16 protein-coding genes and 3 tRNA genes are annotated in these 14,985 nt (G+C 70.5%); 10 read left to right on the top strand and 9 right to left on the bottom strand.

Going from position 1 to position 14,985, the window contains the following annotated elements:
• Window positions 1-80 precede the first annotated feature (80 nt).
• Window positions 81-1,712 (top strand): ATP-binding cassette domain-containing protein, encoded by a 1,632-nt coding sequence (locus AB0F70_RS21855; RefSeq protein ID WP_357453207.1) that lies wholly within the window; start codon window positions 81-83, stop codon window positions 1,710-1,712.
• Here the strand turns inward: AB0F70_RS21855 and AB0F70_RS21850 are convergent.
• Complete coding sequence (locus tag AB0F70_RS21850; protein ID WP_116674092.1) at window positions 1,709-2,278, bottom strand: NUDIX hydrolase family protein; 570 nt, start codon at window positions 2,276-2,278, stop codon at window positions 1,709-1,711. The two genes, AB0F70_RS21855 and AB0F70_RS21850, sit on opposite strands and share 4 nt — an antisense overlap.
• Before the next feature lie 158 nt (window positions 2,279-2,436).
• On the opposite strand from AB0F70_RS21850, the gene trxA reads away from it, so the two are divergent.
• Entirely contained in the window at window positions 2,437-2,799 is a 363-nt protein-coding gene (gene trxA, locus AB0F70_RS21845; protein WP_357453205.1) for a thioredoxin, read from the top strand.
• A gap of 86 nt (window positions 2,800-2,885) precedes the next feature.
• On the opposite strand, the gene AB0F70_RS21840 is transcribed toward trxA, so the two are convergent.
• The 3 genes from AB0F70_RS21840 to bcp form a co-directional block, all read right to left on the bottom strand.
• Window positions 2,886-2,967 (bottom strand) — tRNA-Leu (locus AB0F70_RS21840).
• 31 nt (window positions 2,968-2,998) lie between these two features.
• Entirely contained in the window at window positions 2,999-4,210 is a 1,212-nt protein-coding gene (locus tag AB0F70_RS21835; RefSeq protein WP_357453203.1) for an acyl-CoA dehydrogenase family protein, read from the bottom strand.
• A gap of 18 nt (window positions 4,211-4,228) precedes the next feature.
• Entirely contained in the window at window positions 4,229-4,711 is a 483-nt protein-coding gene (bcp, locus tag AB0F70_RS21830) for a thioredoxin-dependent thiol peroxidase (RefSeq protein ID WP_357453201.1), read from the bottom strand.
• 148 nt (window positions 4,712-4,859) lie between these two features.
• On the opposite strand from bcp, the gene AB0F70_RS21825 reads away from it, so the two are divergent.
• The 3 genes from AB0F70_RS21825 (at window position 4,860) to AB0F70_RS21815 (ending at window position 5,504) form a co-directional block, all read left to right on the top strand.
• Complete coding sequence (locus AB0F70_RS21825; RefSeq protein ID WP_357453229.1) at window positions 4,860-5,156, top strand: co-chaperone GroES; 297 nt, start codon at window positions 4,860-4,862, stop codon at window positions 5,154-5,156.
• Window positions 5,157-5,249: 93 nt separating this feature from the next.
• A tRNA-Lys gene (locus AB0F70_RS21820) sits at window positions 5,250-5,325 on the top strand.
• A gap of 106 nt (window positions 5,326-5,431) precedes the next feature.
• Window positions 5,432-5,504, top strand: a tRNA-Lys gene (locus tag AB0F70_RS21815).
• 48 nt (window positions 5,505-5,552) lie between these two features.
• On the opposite strand, the gene AB0F70_RS21810 is transcribed toward AB0F70_RS21815, so the two are convergent.
• On the bottom strand, window positions 5,553-5,876 hold the full coding sequence (locus AB0F70_RS21810; RefSeq protein WP_357453198.1) for a hypothetical protein: 324 nt from the start codon (window positions 5,874-5,876) through the stop codon (window positions 5,553-5,555).
• 198 nt (window positions 5,877-6,074) lie between these two features.
• Between AB0F70_RS21810 and AB0F70_RS21805 the strand changes: the two genes are divergently transcribed.
• Together AB0F70_RS21805 and AB0F70_RS21800 are read left to right on the top strand one after the other, a co-directional pair.
• Window positions 6,075-9,584, top strand: a complete 3,510-nt coding sequence (locus AB0F70_RS21805) for a metallophosphoesterase (RefSeq protein WP_357453195.1) — start codon at window positions 6,075-6,077, stop codon at window positions 9,582-9,584.
• On the top strand, window positions 9,581-10,762 hold the full coding sequence (locus tag AB0F70_RS21800) for a HupE/UreJ family protein (protein WP_357453192.1): 1,182 nt from the start codon (window positions 9,581-9,583) through the stop codon (window positions 10,760-10,762). Before AB0F70_RS21805 ends, AB0F70_RS21800 begins: the two co-directional genes overlap by 4 nt.
• A gap of 13 nt (window positions 10,763-10,775) precedes the next feature.
• Here AB0F70_RS21800 and AB0F70_RS21795 read toward each other — a convergent pair whose 3' ends face one another.
• Window positions 10,776-11,777: an alpha/beta fold hydrolase gene (locus AB0F70_RS21795; RefSeq protein WP_357453189.1), complete on the bottom strand. Its 1,002-nt coding sequence runs from the start codon at window positions 11,775-11,777 to the stop codon at window positions 10,776-10,778.
• An 86-nt stretch (window positions 11,778-11,863) separates the two neighbouring features.
• Here AB0F70_RS21795 and AB0F70_RS21790 point away from each other — a divergent pair, with 86 nt between their 5' ends.
• A complete protein-coding gene (locus AB0F70_RS21790) occupies window positions 11,864-12,463 on the top strand; it encodes a TetR/AcrR family transcriptional regulator (protein ID WP_357453186.1) in 600 nt (199 codons plus the stop codon).
• Window positions 12,464-12,475: 12 nt separating this feature from the next.
• Here the strand turns inward: AB0F70_RS21790 and AB0F70_RS21785 are convergent, their stop codons facing one another.
• Genes AB0F70_RS21785 through AB0F70_RS21775 form a run of 3 tightly spaced genes read right to left on the bottom strand, consistent with a single transcriptional unit; the run spans window position 12,476 to window position 13,504 of the window.
• Entirely contained in the window at window positions 12,476-12,766 is a 291-nt protein-coding gene (locus AB0F70_RS21785; RefSeq protein WP_357453183.1) for a hypothetical protein, read from the bottom strand.
• Between the two features lie 10 nt (window positions 12,767-12,776).
• Entirely contained in the window at window positions 12,777-13,211 is a 435-nt protein-coding gene (locus AB0F70_RS21780) for a PIN domain-containing protein (protein ID WP_357453180.1), read from the bottom strand.
• Window positions 13,208-13,504, bottom strand: coding sequence for a CopG family transcriptional regulator (locus tag AB0F70_RS21775; protein WP_357453177.1), 297 nt, complete (start codon window positions 13,502-13,504; stop codon window positions 13,208-13,210). The genes AB0F70_RS21780 and AB0F70_RS21775 overlap by 4 nt, the downstream gene beginning before the upstream one ends.
• 197 nt (window positions 13,505-13,701) lie before the next feature.
• Between AB0F70_RS21775 and trmB the strand changes: the two genes are divergently transcribed.
• On the top strand, window positions 13,702-14,433 hold the full coding sequence (gene trmB / locus AB0F70_RS21770) for a tRNA (guanosine(46)-N7)-methyltransferase TrmB (RefSeq protein WP_357453226.1): 732 nt from the start codon (window positions 13,702-13,704) through the stop codon (window positions 14,431-14,433).
• A gap of 208 nt (window positions 14,434-14,641) precedes the next feature.
• Window positions 14,642-14,980, top strand: a complete 339-nt coding sequence (locus AB0F70_RS21765) for a DUF485 domain-containing protein (protein WP_357453173.1) — start codon at window positions 14,642-14,644, stop codon at window positions 14,978-14,980.
• The last annotated feature ends 5 nt before the right edge of the window (window positions 14,981-14,985 follow it).

The following is a 14,985-nucleotide window of genomic DNA, read 5'->3' as shown; positions in this document are numbered from 1 at the left end:
CGCTGGTCGAGCCTGTCGAGACCGACAGGCTCGACCAGCGCCGGGTCTGCCGAGTCCGGAAGGGCCCGTAGGCTTGGCGGATGCACCTCGTCGCCCAGGATCTTGCCTTCGCATACCCGGGGCGGGACGTGCTGGCCGGTGTGAGCTGCACGGTGAACGACGGCACGCGGCTCGGCGTCGTGGGCGAGAACGGCTCCGGCAAGTCCACGTTCCTGCACCTGCTCGCCGGTGACCTGAAGCCGAAGTCGGGCGAGGTCCGGCGGCACGGTTCGGTGGCCCTCGTCGAGCAGGAGCTGCACCCCACGCCAGGCCAGACCATCGGCGATCTGGTCGAAGCAACGCTCGACGGCCTGCGGACGGCGGCCGCCGAGCTGGAGGCCGCGGCCGCGGCGTTCGACCACGGTTCGGGCGACCTCGCGGTGCTCGAACGCACGCTCTCGCTCGCCGAGCACCTCGCGGTCTGGGACGCCGACCGGCGCGTCGAGGTCGCGCTCACCCGGCTCGGCGCGCCGCGCGACCCCGTCCGCCGCCTCGACGAGCTCAGCGTGGGCGAGCGGTTCCGCGTCCGCCTCGCCTGCCGCCTCGCCGAGCGCTCCGACCTGCTCCTGCTGGACGAACCCACGAACCACCTCGACGACTCCGCCATCCAGTTCCTCACGGGCGAGCTCGTGGCGTGGCGTGGCGGCGTCGTCCTGGTCACGCACGACCGTGAGCTGCTGGACGACGTCGCCACGGGGATCCTCGACCTCGACCCGTCCTGGGACGGCAAGCCGGTGCTCTACGGGCAGCCGGGCTACCTGACCTACCGGTTCGCGAAGAACCAGGCGCTGCACCGCTGGCGGCAGCGCTACCGGGCAGAGCGCAAGCGGGCGGCGGCGCTCGCCGAGCGGCTGGACGAGTCGTACGAGGGCCTGTCCGACGAGTGGCGCCCGGGGAAGGGCTCGCAGAAGCACCGTCGCGCCACCCACGCCCGCATCCACGTCAAGGCCGCTGACCGGCTCGTCCAAAAGCTCGAGGCCGAGGCCATCGAGGTGCCGAAACCGCCGGTCGAGCTGGGCTTCCCGGACCTGCCCGCGATGTCCGCGGGCTGGGACCCGGCCCAGCCGGTCGTCGAGGTCCGCTCACCGCGCGTGGGGGACGGCGGCGGCGCCCGAGTGGACCTGCCGGGCACGCGGATAGCGATCCCGCCGTCGGGCAGGCTGCTCATCGTGGGACCGAACGGGACGGGCAAGTCGACGCTGCTCGGCGCGCTGGCCGGGACGCTGGAGCTGGACCGGGGGACCCGGTTCGTCGCGCCCGGGGCGCGCATCGGCGTCGTCGGGCAGGAGAGCGCGCCGATCACCGGCAAGGCGCGTCTGCGGACCGGTTTCGAGACGTACGCCGACGAGGCGCTCCGGCTGCTCGCCTCGGGCGAGCTGGACCCGGACCACGTGGTGCCGGTCGCGGGGCTCGGCCTGCTCAGCGAGGAGGACCTGGACCGACCGCTCGCCGAGCTGTCCGCGGGTCAGCGCCGCCGGTTCGAGCTGGCGCGGGCGCTCCTGCACGCGCCGCACCTGCTGCTCCTGGACGAACCGACGAACCACCTGTCGATCGACCTCGTCGACGAGCTGACCCGGGCGCTGCAGGTCACGCCGTGCGCGGTGGTCGTGGCCACCCACGACCGCCGCATGCGCTCGGACCTGGAGGACTGGCCGGTCCTTGACCTGAGCTAGGGCAGCCGGCCCACGTGGGCCATCGCCTGCTTGATCAGCATGCCCTGGCCGTTCATCATCTCGGCCTGGACGTCGTCGGCGCACGCCTCCTCCGGCGTCAGCCAGGCGAGGTCCAGGGAGTTCTGCTGGGGGCGGCAGTCGCCCGTCACCGGAACCACGTACGCGAGCGACACCGCGTGCTGGCGCGGGTCGTGGAACGCGGTGATGCCAGGCGTCGGGAAGTACTCGGCGACGGTGAACGGCTGCGGCGACGGCGGGACCTGCGGCAGCGCGACGGGGCCGAGGTCCTTCTCGATGTGCCGCAGCAGCGCGTCCCGGACCCGCTCGTGGTACATGACGCGGCCGGAGACCAGGGCCCGCGTCATCACACCCTGCGTGTTCACGCGCAGCAGCAGGCCGACGGCGACGACGTCACCTGAGTCGTCGACCCGGACCGGGATGGCGTCGATGTAGATGAGCGGGAGCTGTGCCCGCACGACCGCGAGGTCCTCGTCCGTCAGCCACCCCGAGGCCTGGGAGGGGTCGCGGTAGAAATCGTCCTGGGGGTAGTCGGCAGTGTCCGTCACGGGGTCCGTTCTACCAGTTCGCGCCGCGCGGTGCCTTACCCCCGCGCCGTCCGGACCGGCGTAGGGGTGTCGCGCCGCTCACTGCGGCGCTCTTCCCGGAATAGCTGAGGGCAGAACTGTGCTGCACCAGGGAGACGTACAACGAGAGGAAACGCGACATGGCAACCGTCGACATCACCGATGCCACGTTCGAGAAGACAGTCAGCGACAACGGGATCGTCCTCGTGGACTTCTGGGCCGACTGGTGCCCGCCGTGCAAGATGTTCGGCCCCGTCTTCGAGGCGTCCTCGGAGAAGAACGACGACATCGTGCACGCGAAGATCGACACCGACGCGAACCCCGGCGTCTCGTCGGCCGCGCAGGTGACGTCCATCCCCACGCTCATGGCGTTCCGCGACGGTGTGCTGGTCTTCCGCCAGGCGGGCGCGCTGCCGGCCAAGGGCCTCGCCGAGGTCGTGGAGGCCGTACGCGGCCTCGACATGGAGGTCGTGAAGAAGGACCTCGCGGCCCAGCAGAACTGACCTGGCCTGTCGGCCGGTCCGGTAGTGCAGACGGCGACGGCCGCTTCCCTCACGGGAGGCGGCCGTCGCCGTCTGCTGGATCGCTGTGCGCGAGGCGGGACTCGAACCCGCACGTCCGAAGACACCAGGACCTAAACCTGGCGCGGCTGCCAATTACGCCACTCGCGCGCGGCGCTCAGTCTACGGGTCCCGGGGCAGGTCAGCGGAATGCGGCGAGTCCAGTGATGTGTCGTCCGAGCACGAGGGTATGAACCTCGTCGGTGCCCTCGTACGTGCGCACCGACTCCAGGTTGCTCGCGTGCCGCATCGGGGAGTGGTCCAGCGTGATCCCGTTGCCGCCCAGCACCGTGCGCGCCTCGCGGCAGATGTTGATGGCGATGCGCGCGTTGTTGAGCTTGCCCGCCGAGATCATGTGCCCCTCCAGCCGCCCGGCATCCTTGAGCCTGCCGAGCCGCAGCGCCATGAGCTGCGCCTTGGTGATCTCCAGGGCCATGTCCACGAACTTGGCCTGCGTGAGCTGGAAGCCCGCGATCGGCGTGCCGAACTGTTCGCGGCCCTTGGCATAGGCCAGCGCGGCCTCGAACGCGTCCCTCGCGGCGCCGACGGTGCCCCACACGATGCCGTAGCGCGCCTCGTCCAGGCAGGCGAAGGGACCCGCCAGGCCGGGGTGCTCCGGAAGCAGGGCGTCCGCGGGGACGCGGACGGCCTCCAGCGTGATGTCGCACTGCACGGACGCGCGCATCGAAAGCTTCGGCTCGATCGGCACCGCCGCGAACCCTGGCGTCGACGTCGGCACGATGAACCCGCGTACCCGGTCCCGTTCGCCGCCACCCTCCTGCGGCTCCGCCACCTTGGCCCAGATGATCGCGATGTCCGCGAACGAGGCCATGCCGATCCACCGCTTGGCGCCGTCCAGCACCCACTCGCCGCCGGTGTCGCCGCCCTCGCTGCCCGGCACGAACCGGGCGCGCGTCGTCATGCTCGCCGGGTCGGAGCCCGCACCCGGCTCGGTGAGCCCGAAGCAGCCCACCACCTCACCGGTCGCCATGCGGGGGAGCCACTGCTGTTTCTGCGCTTCGGAGCCGTGCTTGTGGATCGCGGACATCGCCAGCGAGCCCTGCACCGACACGAACGTGCGGATGCCGGAGTCGCCGGCCTCCAGCTCCTGCGCTGCCAGCCCGTACTCGACGGCGGAGCGGCCGGCGCAGCCGTACCCGTCCAGGTGCATGCCGAGCAGACCGAGCTCGCCCAGCTCAGGCACCAGCTCCTGCGGGAAGTGCGCGTCGGCGAACCAGCGGGCGATGTCCGGCCGGACGCGCCGGTCCACGAACTCTCGCACCCGGTCCCGGGTGGCCAGCTCAGCGGAGCTCAGCTCCGAGTCGACGTCGAGCAGGTCGGCGGGGGAGCCCATCAGCGCCGCACCCCCGGCTCAGCCATCGAGCCCGAGGGCCTTGCGGATCCGGGCCACGTGGCCTGTCGCCTTCACGTTGTAGAAGGACTCGGCGACCGTCAGGTCCGGGTTCACCACGAAGGTCGAGCGGATGACGCCGACATACGTCTTGCCGTAGTTCTGCTTCTCGCCCCAGGCGCCGTACGCCTCCAGCGTCGCGTGGTCCTCGTCGGACGCGAGCGGGAAGGTGAGCGCCTCGGCGTCGGAGAACTTCGCCAGCTTGGCCACCTTGTCGGGCGAGATGCCCACGACGGCGTAGCCCGCGCCCAGCAGCGACGCCTCGGAGTCGCGGAAGTCGCACGCCTCCTTGGTGCAGCCCGGCGTCGCGGCGGCCGGGTAGAAGTACACGATGACGCCCTTGGACGTGTTCCGCGCCAGGTCGGCGAGGCTGACGGTGGATCCGTCGGCGGTCGGGAGCGTGAAGTCGGGAGCCTTGTCCCCGGTCTCGAGACGTGTGGTCATGCGCGTAACGGTAGCCGCCTCGCGGGCCGACGGCGGTCCGTCCGGCGGGACCTGTGGACAACCCTCTCCGCCGGTCGCGTAGCGTTGTCCTGTGAGCACCCCCGCTGTGACGAACGCCGCTACGAAGCCAGGCACCCTCCCGATCCGCATGCTGCACGACCGGCTGCTGGTCGAGCCGGAGACGGACTCCGCGGAGCGGCACTCGACGGGCGGCCTGGTGATCCCGGCGACCGCCGTCGGGCCCAAGCGGCTCGCGTGGGCCACGGTGGTGGCCAAGGGTGAGCACGTGCGCCAGGTCGACGTCGGGGACCGCGTCCTCTACGACCCCGAGGAGCGCGCAGAGGTGGATCTGGCGGGCCGTGACTACGTGCTCCTGCGTGAGCGCGACGTGCACGGCGTTGCCGAACGGGACGAGGTGGACGGCTCGACCGGCCTGTACCTGTAGGCAGGTCGGTCTGTCGCGCAGTTCACAGGCCGGAGCTGCTCGTTCGGTTTCCGGTGACGGCGCAGGTCCTGGTAGTGTTTCTTCCCGTCGCAGGCGCCATTAGCTCAATTGGCAGAGCAGCTGACTCTTAATCAGCGGGTTCATGGTTCGAGTCCATGATGGCGCACCAGACGATGGTCCAGCAGGCCCCTCCCGGGGGCTTCTGCGCGGGTCGTCGTGAGGCGGAAGTAATGGTGCGCCAGAGGGTCAAAGCCCTGGTAATCTTTCCGTCGCAGGCGCCATTAGCTCAATTGGCAGAGCAGCTGACTCTTAATCAGCGGGTTCATGGTTCGAGTCCATGATGGCGCACAGCAGGACGAAGGCCCCCACCACGGTGGGGGCCTTCGTCATTCCCGCTCAGTTGCCCGGCCGCAGCTCGCCCCGCAGATCAACGGGGAACACCTCGGTGCCCGCCACCACCAGGTCCCGCTCCTCCGCCAGCGCCGTGCGCCGGGGATCGGCGAGGTAGGAGTCCAGGCCGGCCTGGCTCTCGAACCGGTAGAGCTGGACCTCGTGCGGCCGGCCCTCCGCGCCGTCGGACACCGCGCGCTGGAGCACCGTGCCGCCGTGCTCAGGCAGCAGCTTCAGTACCCGGTCCTCGTAGGCGGTCAGTGCCGCCTCCTGACCGGGGTGGGCCCACAGGAAGCAGCAGAGCTGGATCTGGTCGCCAGGGTTCGCCATGCGCAGATCCTAGGGGCTGGCCGAGGCTCAAGTTCACCCAGGTCACGCACGCTCGCTGACCTGGGGCTTCACCCGACTGAGTGGACTATTTGTCCGGTTGTTGCCTCCCGCACCCGTTCTGTTCACCCGCCCGGTCCAGGTTGACGTCCGGGCGCGCTCAGGGCCGTCCACCTTTCACGGACCACAGGGAGGACGGCCATGCGGCCAGTCACCAGGACACAGCGAGGTCGGCAGCAGGCCGGTCTCGTCGCGGCGGTCACGGCGGCCACGCTCGCCATGACGGGGTGGGTCGCGACGTCGTCGTCCGCTGCCCCCGCGGAGGCCGGCAGCACCGCTGCCGGTGCTACCTCGAAGGCGCCGCACGAGCCCGCGAACCCGGCGGCCGACGGCCCCGTCCTCACGCCTGACGAGGGTGAGTTCCTCGAGGGGACCGTTCCGGTCGCGGCCGAACCCGTCGCGCCGGGTGACGACGTCGAACGCCTCGCCGTCGACGGCGTCGACGTGCCGGGTGCCACGGAGACGCTCGGCACTTCGGTGCTCGGCTACGACGTCGCGACGAACTCGACAGAGGCGCGCTACCGGAACTACGTGTCGGTCAACGGCTCCGAGCCCATCTACCTGCCGGACGCCGTGAGCAAGCGCGTCGAGCTGGAGATCCCCAACGAGTACCTCGTGACCGGCGAGAACATCGTCGAGGTGGTCGCGGGCACCATCAGCACCGACTGCGGCGTGAACCACGACGACTTCGTGCTCTCCGACTTCACGCTCGAGCCGCTCGGCGAGACCGCCGACGGCGAGGAGAACGAGTACACCTACGCGTTCGGCGACGGCAGCTGCGGCACCAACACGAGCCTGCTCCTGCGCGCCGAGCTGTCGTTCTTCCTGCAGAGCGACCCGCAGGGCACCACAGGGCTCAGCGCCGACCTCGACACGACGACTCTCGCGAACGGCGAGCACACCATCGAGGCACGCACGGCTGACGGCGACACGACGGCGCACCAGGTCCGCGTGAACAACGCGCCCGTCGGCGCCCCGCGCCTCACCCCGACCGACGGCACGCTCGCCAACGGAACGGTCACCGTCATCGGCGCCCGCCCGGCGGACGGCGAGGGTGCCACCACGGAGCTCACCGTCGACGGCGAAGCGGTGGAGACCACCGGGACGCTCGGCTCCGGCGACGCGGCGTTCTCGTTCAACGTCGGGTCGAACGCCGTGGACGGCAACGCCGCGAACCTGCTGGTCGTCAACGGGACCGAGATGCCGCTGGGCGGCTCGTACGCGAGCCAGCGCGCGAACATCGTCATCCCGAACGAGTGGCTGCGGCCCGGCGAGAACGCCGTCAAGGTAGTCACCGGCACCTTCGCGGGCGACTGCAACCGCGACGACTTCACCATCTCGAACCTCGCGCTGACCCCGGCGTCGGGCACAGCGGCCGGCGTCGGGCTGAAGCCCTCCTACTCGATGGGCGACGGCACCTGCGGCTCCAGCGGCACCGCCCTGCGCGAGGTCACGGTGACCTTCACCGTGGACGCCCCCGCGCGCGGCCTGCGCGCCGACGTCGACACGGCCGCGCTGCCCGACGGCGAGCACGAGCTCGCCGCCACCTCCACCACCGGCGAGACCGCCACCCGCGCCCTGTTCACGGACAACACCGGCCCGGCCCTCGTCTCCGCCACGCCCGCAGACGGCGACCGGCTCACCACCGCCGTGCACCTCGCGGTCACTGTGGACGACGCCTCCGGCGTGGTGCAGGGCCCTGACGTCACGCTCGACGGCGAGAAGGCCACCGTGGGCGACCTGGTCGGGCCAGGCCTCTCCGCGGGCGGCCACACCCTCGCCGTCTCCGCGACGGACGGCCTCGGCAACGAGGTCACCCACGAGATCGCCTTCGTCAGCGCCGGGATTCCCGACGTGCCGGCCGACGTCGCACCGGCGTCGGGCACCTCGGACGTGGGGCGCACCGCGACGCTGCGCGCGACGGTGGCCGAGCCCGACGACGGCCAGGTCACCGCAACCTTCTCCAGCGCCGAGATCCTCACCCCGACCCAGGCCTGGCAGGGCGAGGCGACAGAGGTCCCGAGCACGCTGAGCGTGCGGGGCGAGAAGAAGCTGAGCACCCGGGCGCTGGAGCCGGGCGACGGCCGGTCCGCGGACTCGCCGACGTCGGGCGACGTCACCTACCAGCGGTTCGACGTGCCGGTCCGCGGCCGCGTCGACGCGCCGGTGCTGCGCTGGGAGGGGACCGCCGATCCGGCTCGCCTGGTCAGCCTGCGGGCCTGGAACCCCGACACCGACGCCTGGGACGTCGTGGCCTCGGCGCGCGGCGCCGTCGACGGAGCTACCGTGCTGGAAGGCACGGTGACCAGCGACTACGTGCTGCGGGGCAAGGTGCACGCGATGGTCACCGGCGAGGACCCCTTCGCCGACGACATCGACCCGGGGGACCCGAACAGCTTCGCCGACCCGGCCGGGTACGACTTCTCGATGGTCCACTACACGGATACGCAGTACCTGACAGAGGGCGCCGTCGAGCAGGAGACCGCGGAGGAGCGCGCCGTCTGGGCCAAGGGCTACACGGGCGTCATGGACTGGATCGTCGACAACGCCGACGAGCGCAAGATCGCCTACGTGGCGCACACCGGCGACATCACCGAGAACAACATCCGGGCGATCCCGCCGGAGCTCGAGGAGCAGGTGGCCAGCGAGTTCGAGTTCGCGTCCCAGGCGCAGGGCCGGATCGACGCGGCGGGCATCCCGAACGGTGTCGTCGCCGGTAACCACGACAACCAGTCGGGCACCGACCCCGAGCTGTTCGACGAGCACTTCGGGCCCGACCGCTACGAGGCGCTCGCCGAGGACTGGGAGGACGCGACCTACGGCGGCTCGATGACGCCGGGTTCGAACGAGAACCACTACGACCTGTTCTCGGCCGGCGGCCTGGACTTCGTGGTGGTCGGCCTGTCCTACGGCGTGACCCGGGACGAGGCCGAGTGGGCGGCGTCGATCTTCGACCGCTACTCCGACCGCAACGGCGTCCTGCTCACGCACGACTACCTGGAGCCGTCAACGTCGCCCGACGGGCGCGGGGCAAACTTCGGCGGGTCGGACGGGCCGCTGCTGTACAACCTGCTCGTCAAGGACAACCCGAACGTGTTCCTGGTGCTGGCCGGGCACCGGCACGGCGTGGGCACCAACGTGCGCCCGCCCGTCGTCGGCGACATCGGCGGGGGCGTGGTCGAGCTCCTCGCGGACTACCAGTTCTACACGGTGTCAGCGGGCCAGCTCGGGCTCACCCAGGTCGGCGGGTACGACCCGGCCGACCAGCTCCAGTTCGGTGCGTCCTTCTTGCGGATGCTGCAGTTCGACGTCGACCGCGGCGAGGTGGCCATCGACACCTACTCGCCGCTGCTGGGCGAGTTCGGCGCCACCGAGTACGACACCGAGCACCGGTACAACGGGCTCGAGGACAACATGGTGCTGCCGGTCGACCTGACCTCCCGCACGACGTCGTTCACCACCGAGTCGGTCGTGCTGTACGACCCGGTACACCGGATCGGCAGCGACACCGTGTCCTCCGGTGAGGTCGCCTCGGTCCGGTGGACCGGCCTCAAGCCGGACCGCACGTATGCCTGGTTCGTCACGGCCCGCACCGCGGGTGGCGGCACGACGACGGCCCCGCCGTCGTACTTCACGACGGCGCGGCGTTGAGGTTCCGTCCTCTCCGGCGCGGACGCACCGTCGCCCTGGCGGGGCTGCTCGCAGTGGTGAGCAGCCCCGCCGTCGGGCAGGCCGCGTGGGCGCACGACGCCACGAGCGACGTCTACGCGGAGGTGACTCCGGCGGCGTCCGCCACCGCTGGAGGCGGGCCGGCGGCGGACGTGACCGCCGTGCTCGACCTCGAGTACGACCTGCTCATGAAGTCCGCCTGGCTGCGGGCAGAGGCGTACGAGGCCACCGGCCGTGCGGACCAGCTCACGCAGCTGGACGAGCACGAGCGGGAAGTCGACGGGTACGTCACCGACCGGTTCGTCGTCACGTACGACGGCGAACCGTGCGCACCGACGCTCGGCGCCGCCGACGTGGTGGAGCGCGGCGAGCGGCCGTACGCCTCCCTGACGTACACGTTCGTGTGCGACGGCGAGCCGGAGGGCGTGCACGAGGTCTCCAGCGCCCTGTTCCCGGACGCCGAGTCGTTCGTGCACTCGACCGAGACGATCGTCCGGTACGAGCTCGACGAGGAGGAGGGCTCCGCGGTGCTCACCGCGGGGTCGCCCACCCTCATCACGGGGGAGAACCGCCTGCTCAAGCAGGTGGGGGAGTTCTTCGTGCTGGGCGGCGAGCACCTGCTGTTCGGGCTCGACCACGTGCTGTTCCTGCTGGCGCTGCTGATCGGTGCCCGCCGCCTGCGCGACGTCGTGTGGACCGCCACCGCGTTCACCGTCGCGCACTCGGTGACGTTCCTGCTCGCGGCCCTCGGCGTGGTCTCCGTGCCGGCGATCGTGGTCGAGCCGGTGATAGCGGCGTCGATAGCGGTGGTGGCGGCAGTGGACCTGTACCTGATCTGGCGGGGGAGCGGCGACGAGCTGACCGCCTGGGACCACTGGCGGCTCCCCGTCGTGTTCGTGTTCGGCCTGGTGCACGGCGTCGGGTTCGCCGGCGCGCTGGGCATCGATGCGGCCTGGTCGTGGACCCTGCTGTGGTCGCTGCTGTCGTTCAACGTGGGCATCGAGGCGGTGCAGCTTGGCATCATCGCGGTCGTGTTCCCGCTGCTGGTGCTGCTGCGGGTCCGAGCCCCGCGGAGCGCCGCGTGGGTGCTTGGGACGGCGACCGCCGGCATCGTGGCGGTGGCCCTCTACTGGGTGGTGGAACGCCTGACGGCAGCCTGACGCGTCGCCTGACCTACGGATGCGCCGCCCAGAACGTCTCCAGCTCCGCGTCCAACGCCGGGGCGACCTGCATCGGCAGGGAGTGCGTGGTGTCGGGCCAGATCTTGACCTGGGCGTCCGGGATCAGCCGCGCCTTCTCCGCCCCCGCCTCGCCGCCGGCCAGCGGGGAGTCGCTAGCGATCGCCACGTACACCGGCATGGGCAGGCTCTTCAGCTCCGTATCGGTCAGCTGAACGGGGTTGGGCAGCCCTGACGAGCTGTAGCCCTCGGCGCCGACGTTGATCATCCGCGCCAGCGGGTCGTCGGGGTCGACCTCCTCGTTCTCGACTCCGCCGATGTCGTTCAGTGCCGCCTCGCGCCACGACTCCGGCAGGAAAGTCAGCGAGACCGGGATGCTCGCGAACACCACCGAGAGCGGCAGCGAGCTCAGGGTCAGGACCGGCTCGAGCAGCGTCAGGCTGGCCAGGCGGTCCGGGTACCGCACCGCGACCGCGGCGGCGAGCCCGCCGCCCTGCGAGTGGCCCACCAGGTGTACCCGGTCGAGGTCGAGGCCCGCCATCGCCTCGTCCACCCACCGGGCCGCATCCCCGACGTCGCGCATCGGGACGGTCTGCTGGGACATACCCGTGTCACCGATGACGTCGAAGGCGTAGACGGTGCGGTGCTCGATGTAGTGCGGCACATTGTCGCCCCACATCGGCGCCGCGGACGACCGTCCGGGCAGCAGGACGACGGGGGTGGTGTCCGACTGCCCCTCCGGGATCCACGCGTAGGCCCGCACGGTGCCGAAGGTCGTCTCGATGTCGTGCGTCTCGGTGGGTTCGGGCAGGCGGTCGAGCGCGTCGGCGTACGCGTCCTCGTAGGCCTTGCGTGCTTCCGGCGTGCGGAAGTGGCCGACGCCGGGGCTGCTGGTCGCGAGGAGCAGCACCAGACCGCTCGTCGAGACCGCGGCCAGGATCGCCAGCAGGACGACCGGCCACCGGCGGCGCTTGGGTCCGGTGTGGTTTCTACGCATCGGAGGGTCCTCTCGGAGTGCGGTCGTTTTGCAATACGTTCGCATCGTAACAGGTTACGATGCGAACGTATTGGTACCCTGGGCGCATGCCGAAAGTGGTCGATCACGAGGAACGTCGCTGGGAGATCGTCTATGCGCTCTGGCTGGTGATCGCCGAGCAGGGGATCGAGGGCGTCAGCCTGCGGCACGTCGCGGCCGCGGCGGACGTCTCGATGGGCCGGATCCAGCACTACTTCGGCACCAAGGAGGCGCTCGTCCTGGCCGGCTGCACCGCGCTCGTCCAGAGCGCGCACGGCGGCTATCAGGAGACCGCCGAGGCGGCACCGCGCGTGCGCCTGCTGCACGTGGTGAGCCAGCAGATCCCGCGGGACGACGCCGGCCGGATGGGCGTCAGCGTCTGGTACGCCTACGTGGCGAAGTCGATCAACCACTCCGCCGTCCGCCAGGTGCTGGCCGAGGCCCGGCGAGGGGCGGAGGAGGAGTGCGTGCGGCTGATCCAGGCCCACCGCGCCAGCCTTGCCGACGGCGCACGCCGTGCCGCGGGTGACGACGCCGACCAGGCGGCCCTGGAGCAGGCCAGGCGCCTGCTCGCCCTCGCTGACGGCCTCACGCTGCGGGTCCTGGTCAGGGACCTCGAACCGGCCGAGGCGGTCGCGATGCTCGAGTCCGAGGTGGGCCGGATCTGACCGCCCCGCGGATCAGTCGGGCTCGGCAGGGCTGCTCAGCAGGTCACGGAAGAGATCCTCGGACTGCCGCGCGACCTCGACGTCCCGCGCCGTCCGGTCGGGCGAGGCTTGCCGGTCGTCCGGCTCGGCCCAGATGCGGTTGCTCACCATCCCGCGCCGGATCCACTCGAGGACGAGCCGCGGGCCGGCGATACCGCGTCGGTGCGCTATCGCGGTGAGCCGTGCGAGGTCGCCGTCGGACAGGTCGACGACTATCCGGCGCCCGTCGAGCTCGACGTGCGAGCAGGAGCCGCGTTCGGTCATGGATGCTCGCTCAGCTGTCGTCGGGGAGAACGCGGAACGTCTTGTCCTCGGTGAGCGGGCGGACGGTCCGGAAATCCCGGCGGTCGAGGGTCAGGATCGCGTTCGTGTAGTTCTCGTGCGCGATGACGGTGATGACGGCATCGGCGAGGTCAAGGCCGAGATCGTCGTACCGGACCTGTACGGCACGTGCCGCGCGTAGGTGCTCGGCGGTCAGCGGAGGGACGATGAATCGTCCGGACTCCGCCTGCCGGACGATCTCGTCCATCAGACCGCCGGCAATGTGTCGGCCGAACCGTTCTGTGACGAGGTGATCCAGTTCGGCAAGGACGAGAGGTGGAACAAGGACAGTGCTCGCATGGTCGATCACGGAGCGGGCGCCTTCGTGTTCCGGAGCGTCGGTATCGACCGAGGCGATGATGCCTGAGGTGTCGGCCACGACGATCATTCGGTATCGGGCTCCGTATCTATCGACTTCAGAATCTCGTCGGTTCGCGATGCAAAGGTCGGGTCGCCGCTCGAGACGAGTGGAAAGTTGACCGGCTCGTCCCAGACGCGATTGCGAAGGAGGGCGTGCCGGACGCCCTCGCGAATGATCTCAGCCTCGCTGACGCCGCGGCGGGCAGCCGCGATCTTGAGGTCACGTAGGTCGTTCTCGTCGAGGTAGACGGTGGTCCGCTTGAGAGCCATCTCTATATGGTATTGCTGCCATACGTCGATGGCGGGTGCGGCGGCGAGCATGATCGGTCCTGACTTCGCTGGGTGGTCCGGGCGTCCGCCCCAGGTTGCCGCCTGCCCCCGGGGGCGTGCGCGGCGAGTCCCGAATCCTTGCGGATACGCAACGCTCGGCCGCCACCTCGTACGCTCTACCCGTGAGCCAGCCCGTACCTCCCCAGCCCGACGCCGCCCACCAGCCCGACGCCGCGGACCGGCCCGAGCTGGCGGGGTTCCGGACCAAACCGGTGTCGTTCGTGCGGCGGTCCGGCCGGCTCACGGACAAGCAGAAGCGGATGTGGGCCGAGCGGCACGGCACCTACCTGGTGGACGTGCCGCGGGCGGTCGCGCGCACCTCGGTGGACCCGGAGTTCGTGCTCGACGTCGAGGCGGTCTTCGGACGCCGGGCCCCGCTCGTCGTCGAGATCGGCTCGGGCCTCGGCGACGCAGTGGTCGAGGCGGCCACCACCGACCCCGCACGTGACTACCTCGCCGTGGAGGTCTACCAGCCGGGGCTCGCCCACACGATCGCACGTGCCGAGCGGGCCGGAGCGGCCCTTGGCCAGGACGGGCTGCCGAACCTGCGGCTCGTCCAGGCCAACGCGGCGGAGCTCCTCGAGACCACGCTCCCGGCTGGATCCGTGGACGAGCTGTGGGTCTTCTTTCCCGACCCCTGGCACAAGGCACGCCACCACAAGCGCCGCCTGGTCACCGCGGAGTTCGCGGCGCTCGCGGCCCGGGTGCTGCGGCCGGGCGGGACGCTGCGGCTCGCGACCGACTGGGCGGAGTACGCCGAGCAGATGGTCGAGGTGCTGGAGGCGGATGCCGACCTCACCAACGTGCACGAGCCCGGCGGTGCGGCCCCGCGGTTCAAGCGGCGCGTGCTCACCGGGTTCGAACGCAAGGCTCACCAGGCCGGACGGGAGATCGCCGACCTGGAGTACGTGCGGCGCTGATTCGGCACCGTGGGGGCACTGCCCTGACCTGTCCGTTTTCGAGATCTCTACATGGACTCCGCGAAATATAACGACTTGGTCAAGTCCGGAAATCCACCGTGTGATCTGTTTGCCCCCAGCATGTGAAGTGCGGCACATTGGGCCCAGGTGCGAAGTGCGCACCGGGTCGCGGGCTAGGCGCGCGCCCCCATGAGCCAATGGAGGCGTCATGAGTGACGTAGGGGCTTCAGGCCCGACAGAAACCGATTATCAGCGCGTGGAAAGATCGGAAGAGTTCCAGAGCCTGCGCAAGGCATTCCGGAACTTCGTCTTCCCGATGACCGCACTGTTTCTCGTCTGGTATCTCCTGTACGTGCTCATGAGCACGTACGCACACGACTTCATGAGCATCCGCGTGGGCGGCAACTTCACGATCGGTCTCGTCTTCGGGCTGCTGCAGTTCGTGTCCACCTTCGTGATCACCACGCTCTACGCGCGGTGGGCGAACAACAAGTTCGACGCCCGGGCCAAGGCCCTGCGCGAAGAGATCGAGGAGGGCGCGCTGTGAACGGG

Source organism: Promicromonospora sp. NPDC023805, from assembly GCF_040639635.1.
In the GTDB taxonomy this organism is placed as follows: Bacteria; Actinomycetota; Actinomycetes; order Actinomycetales; family Cellulomonadaceae; genus Promicromonospora.
The sequence above is the reverse complement of the archived record's forward strand: the minus strand, read 5'-3'. Positions and strand labels throughout refer to the sequence as shown.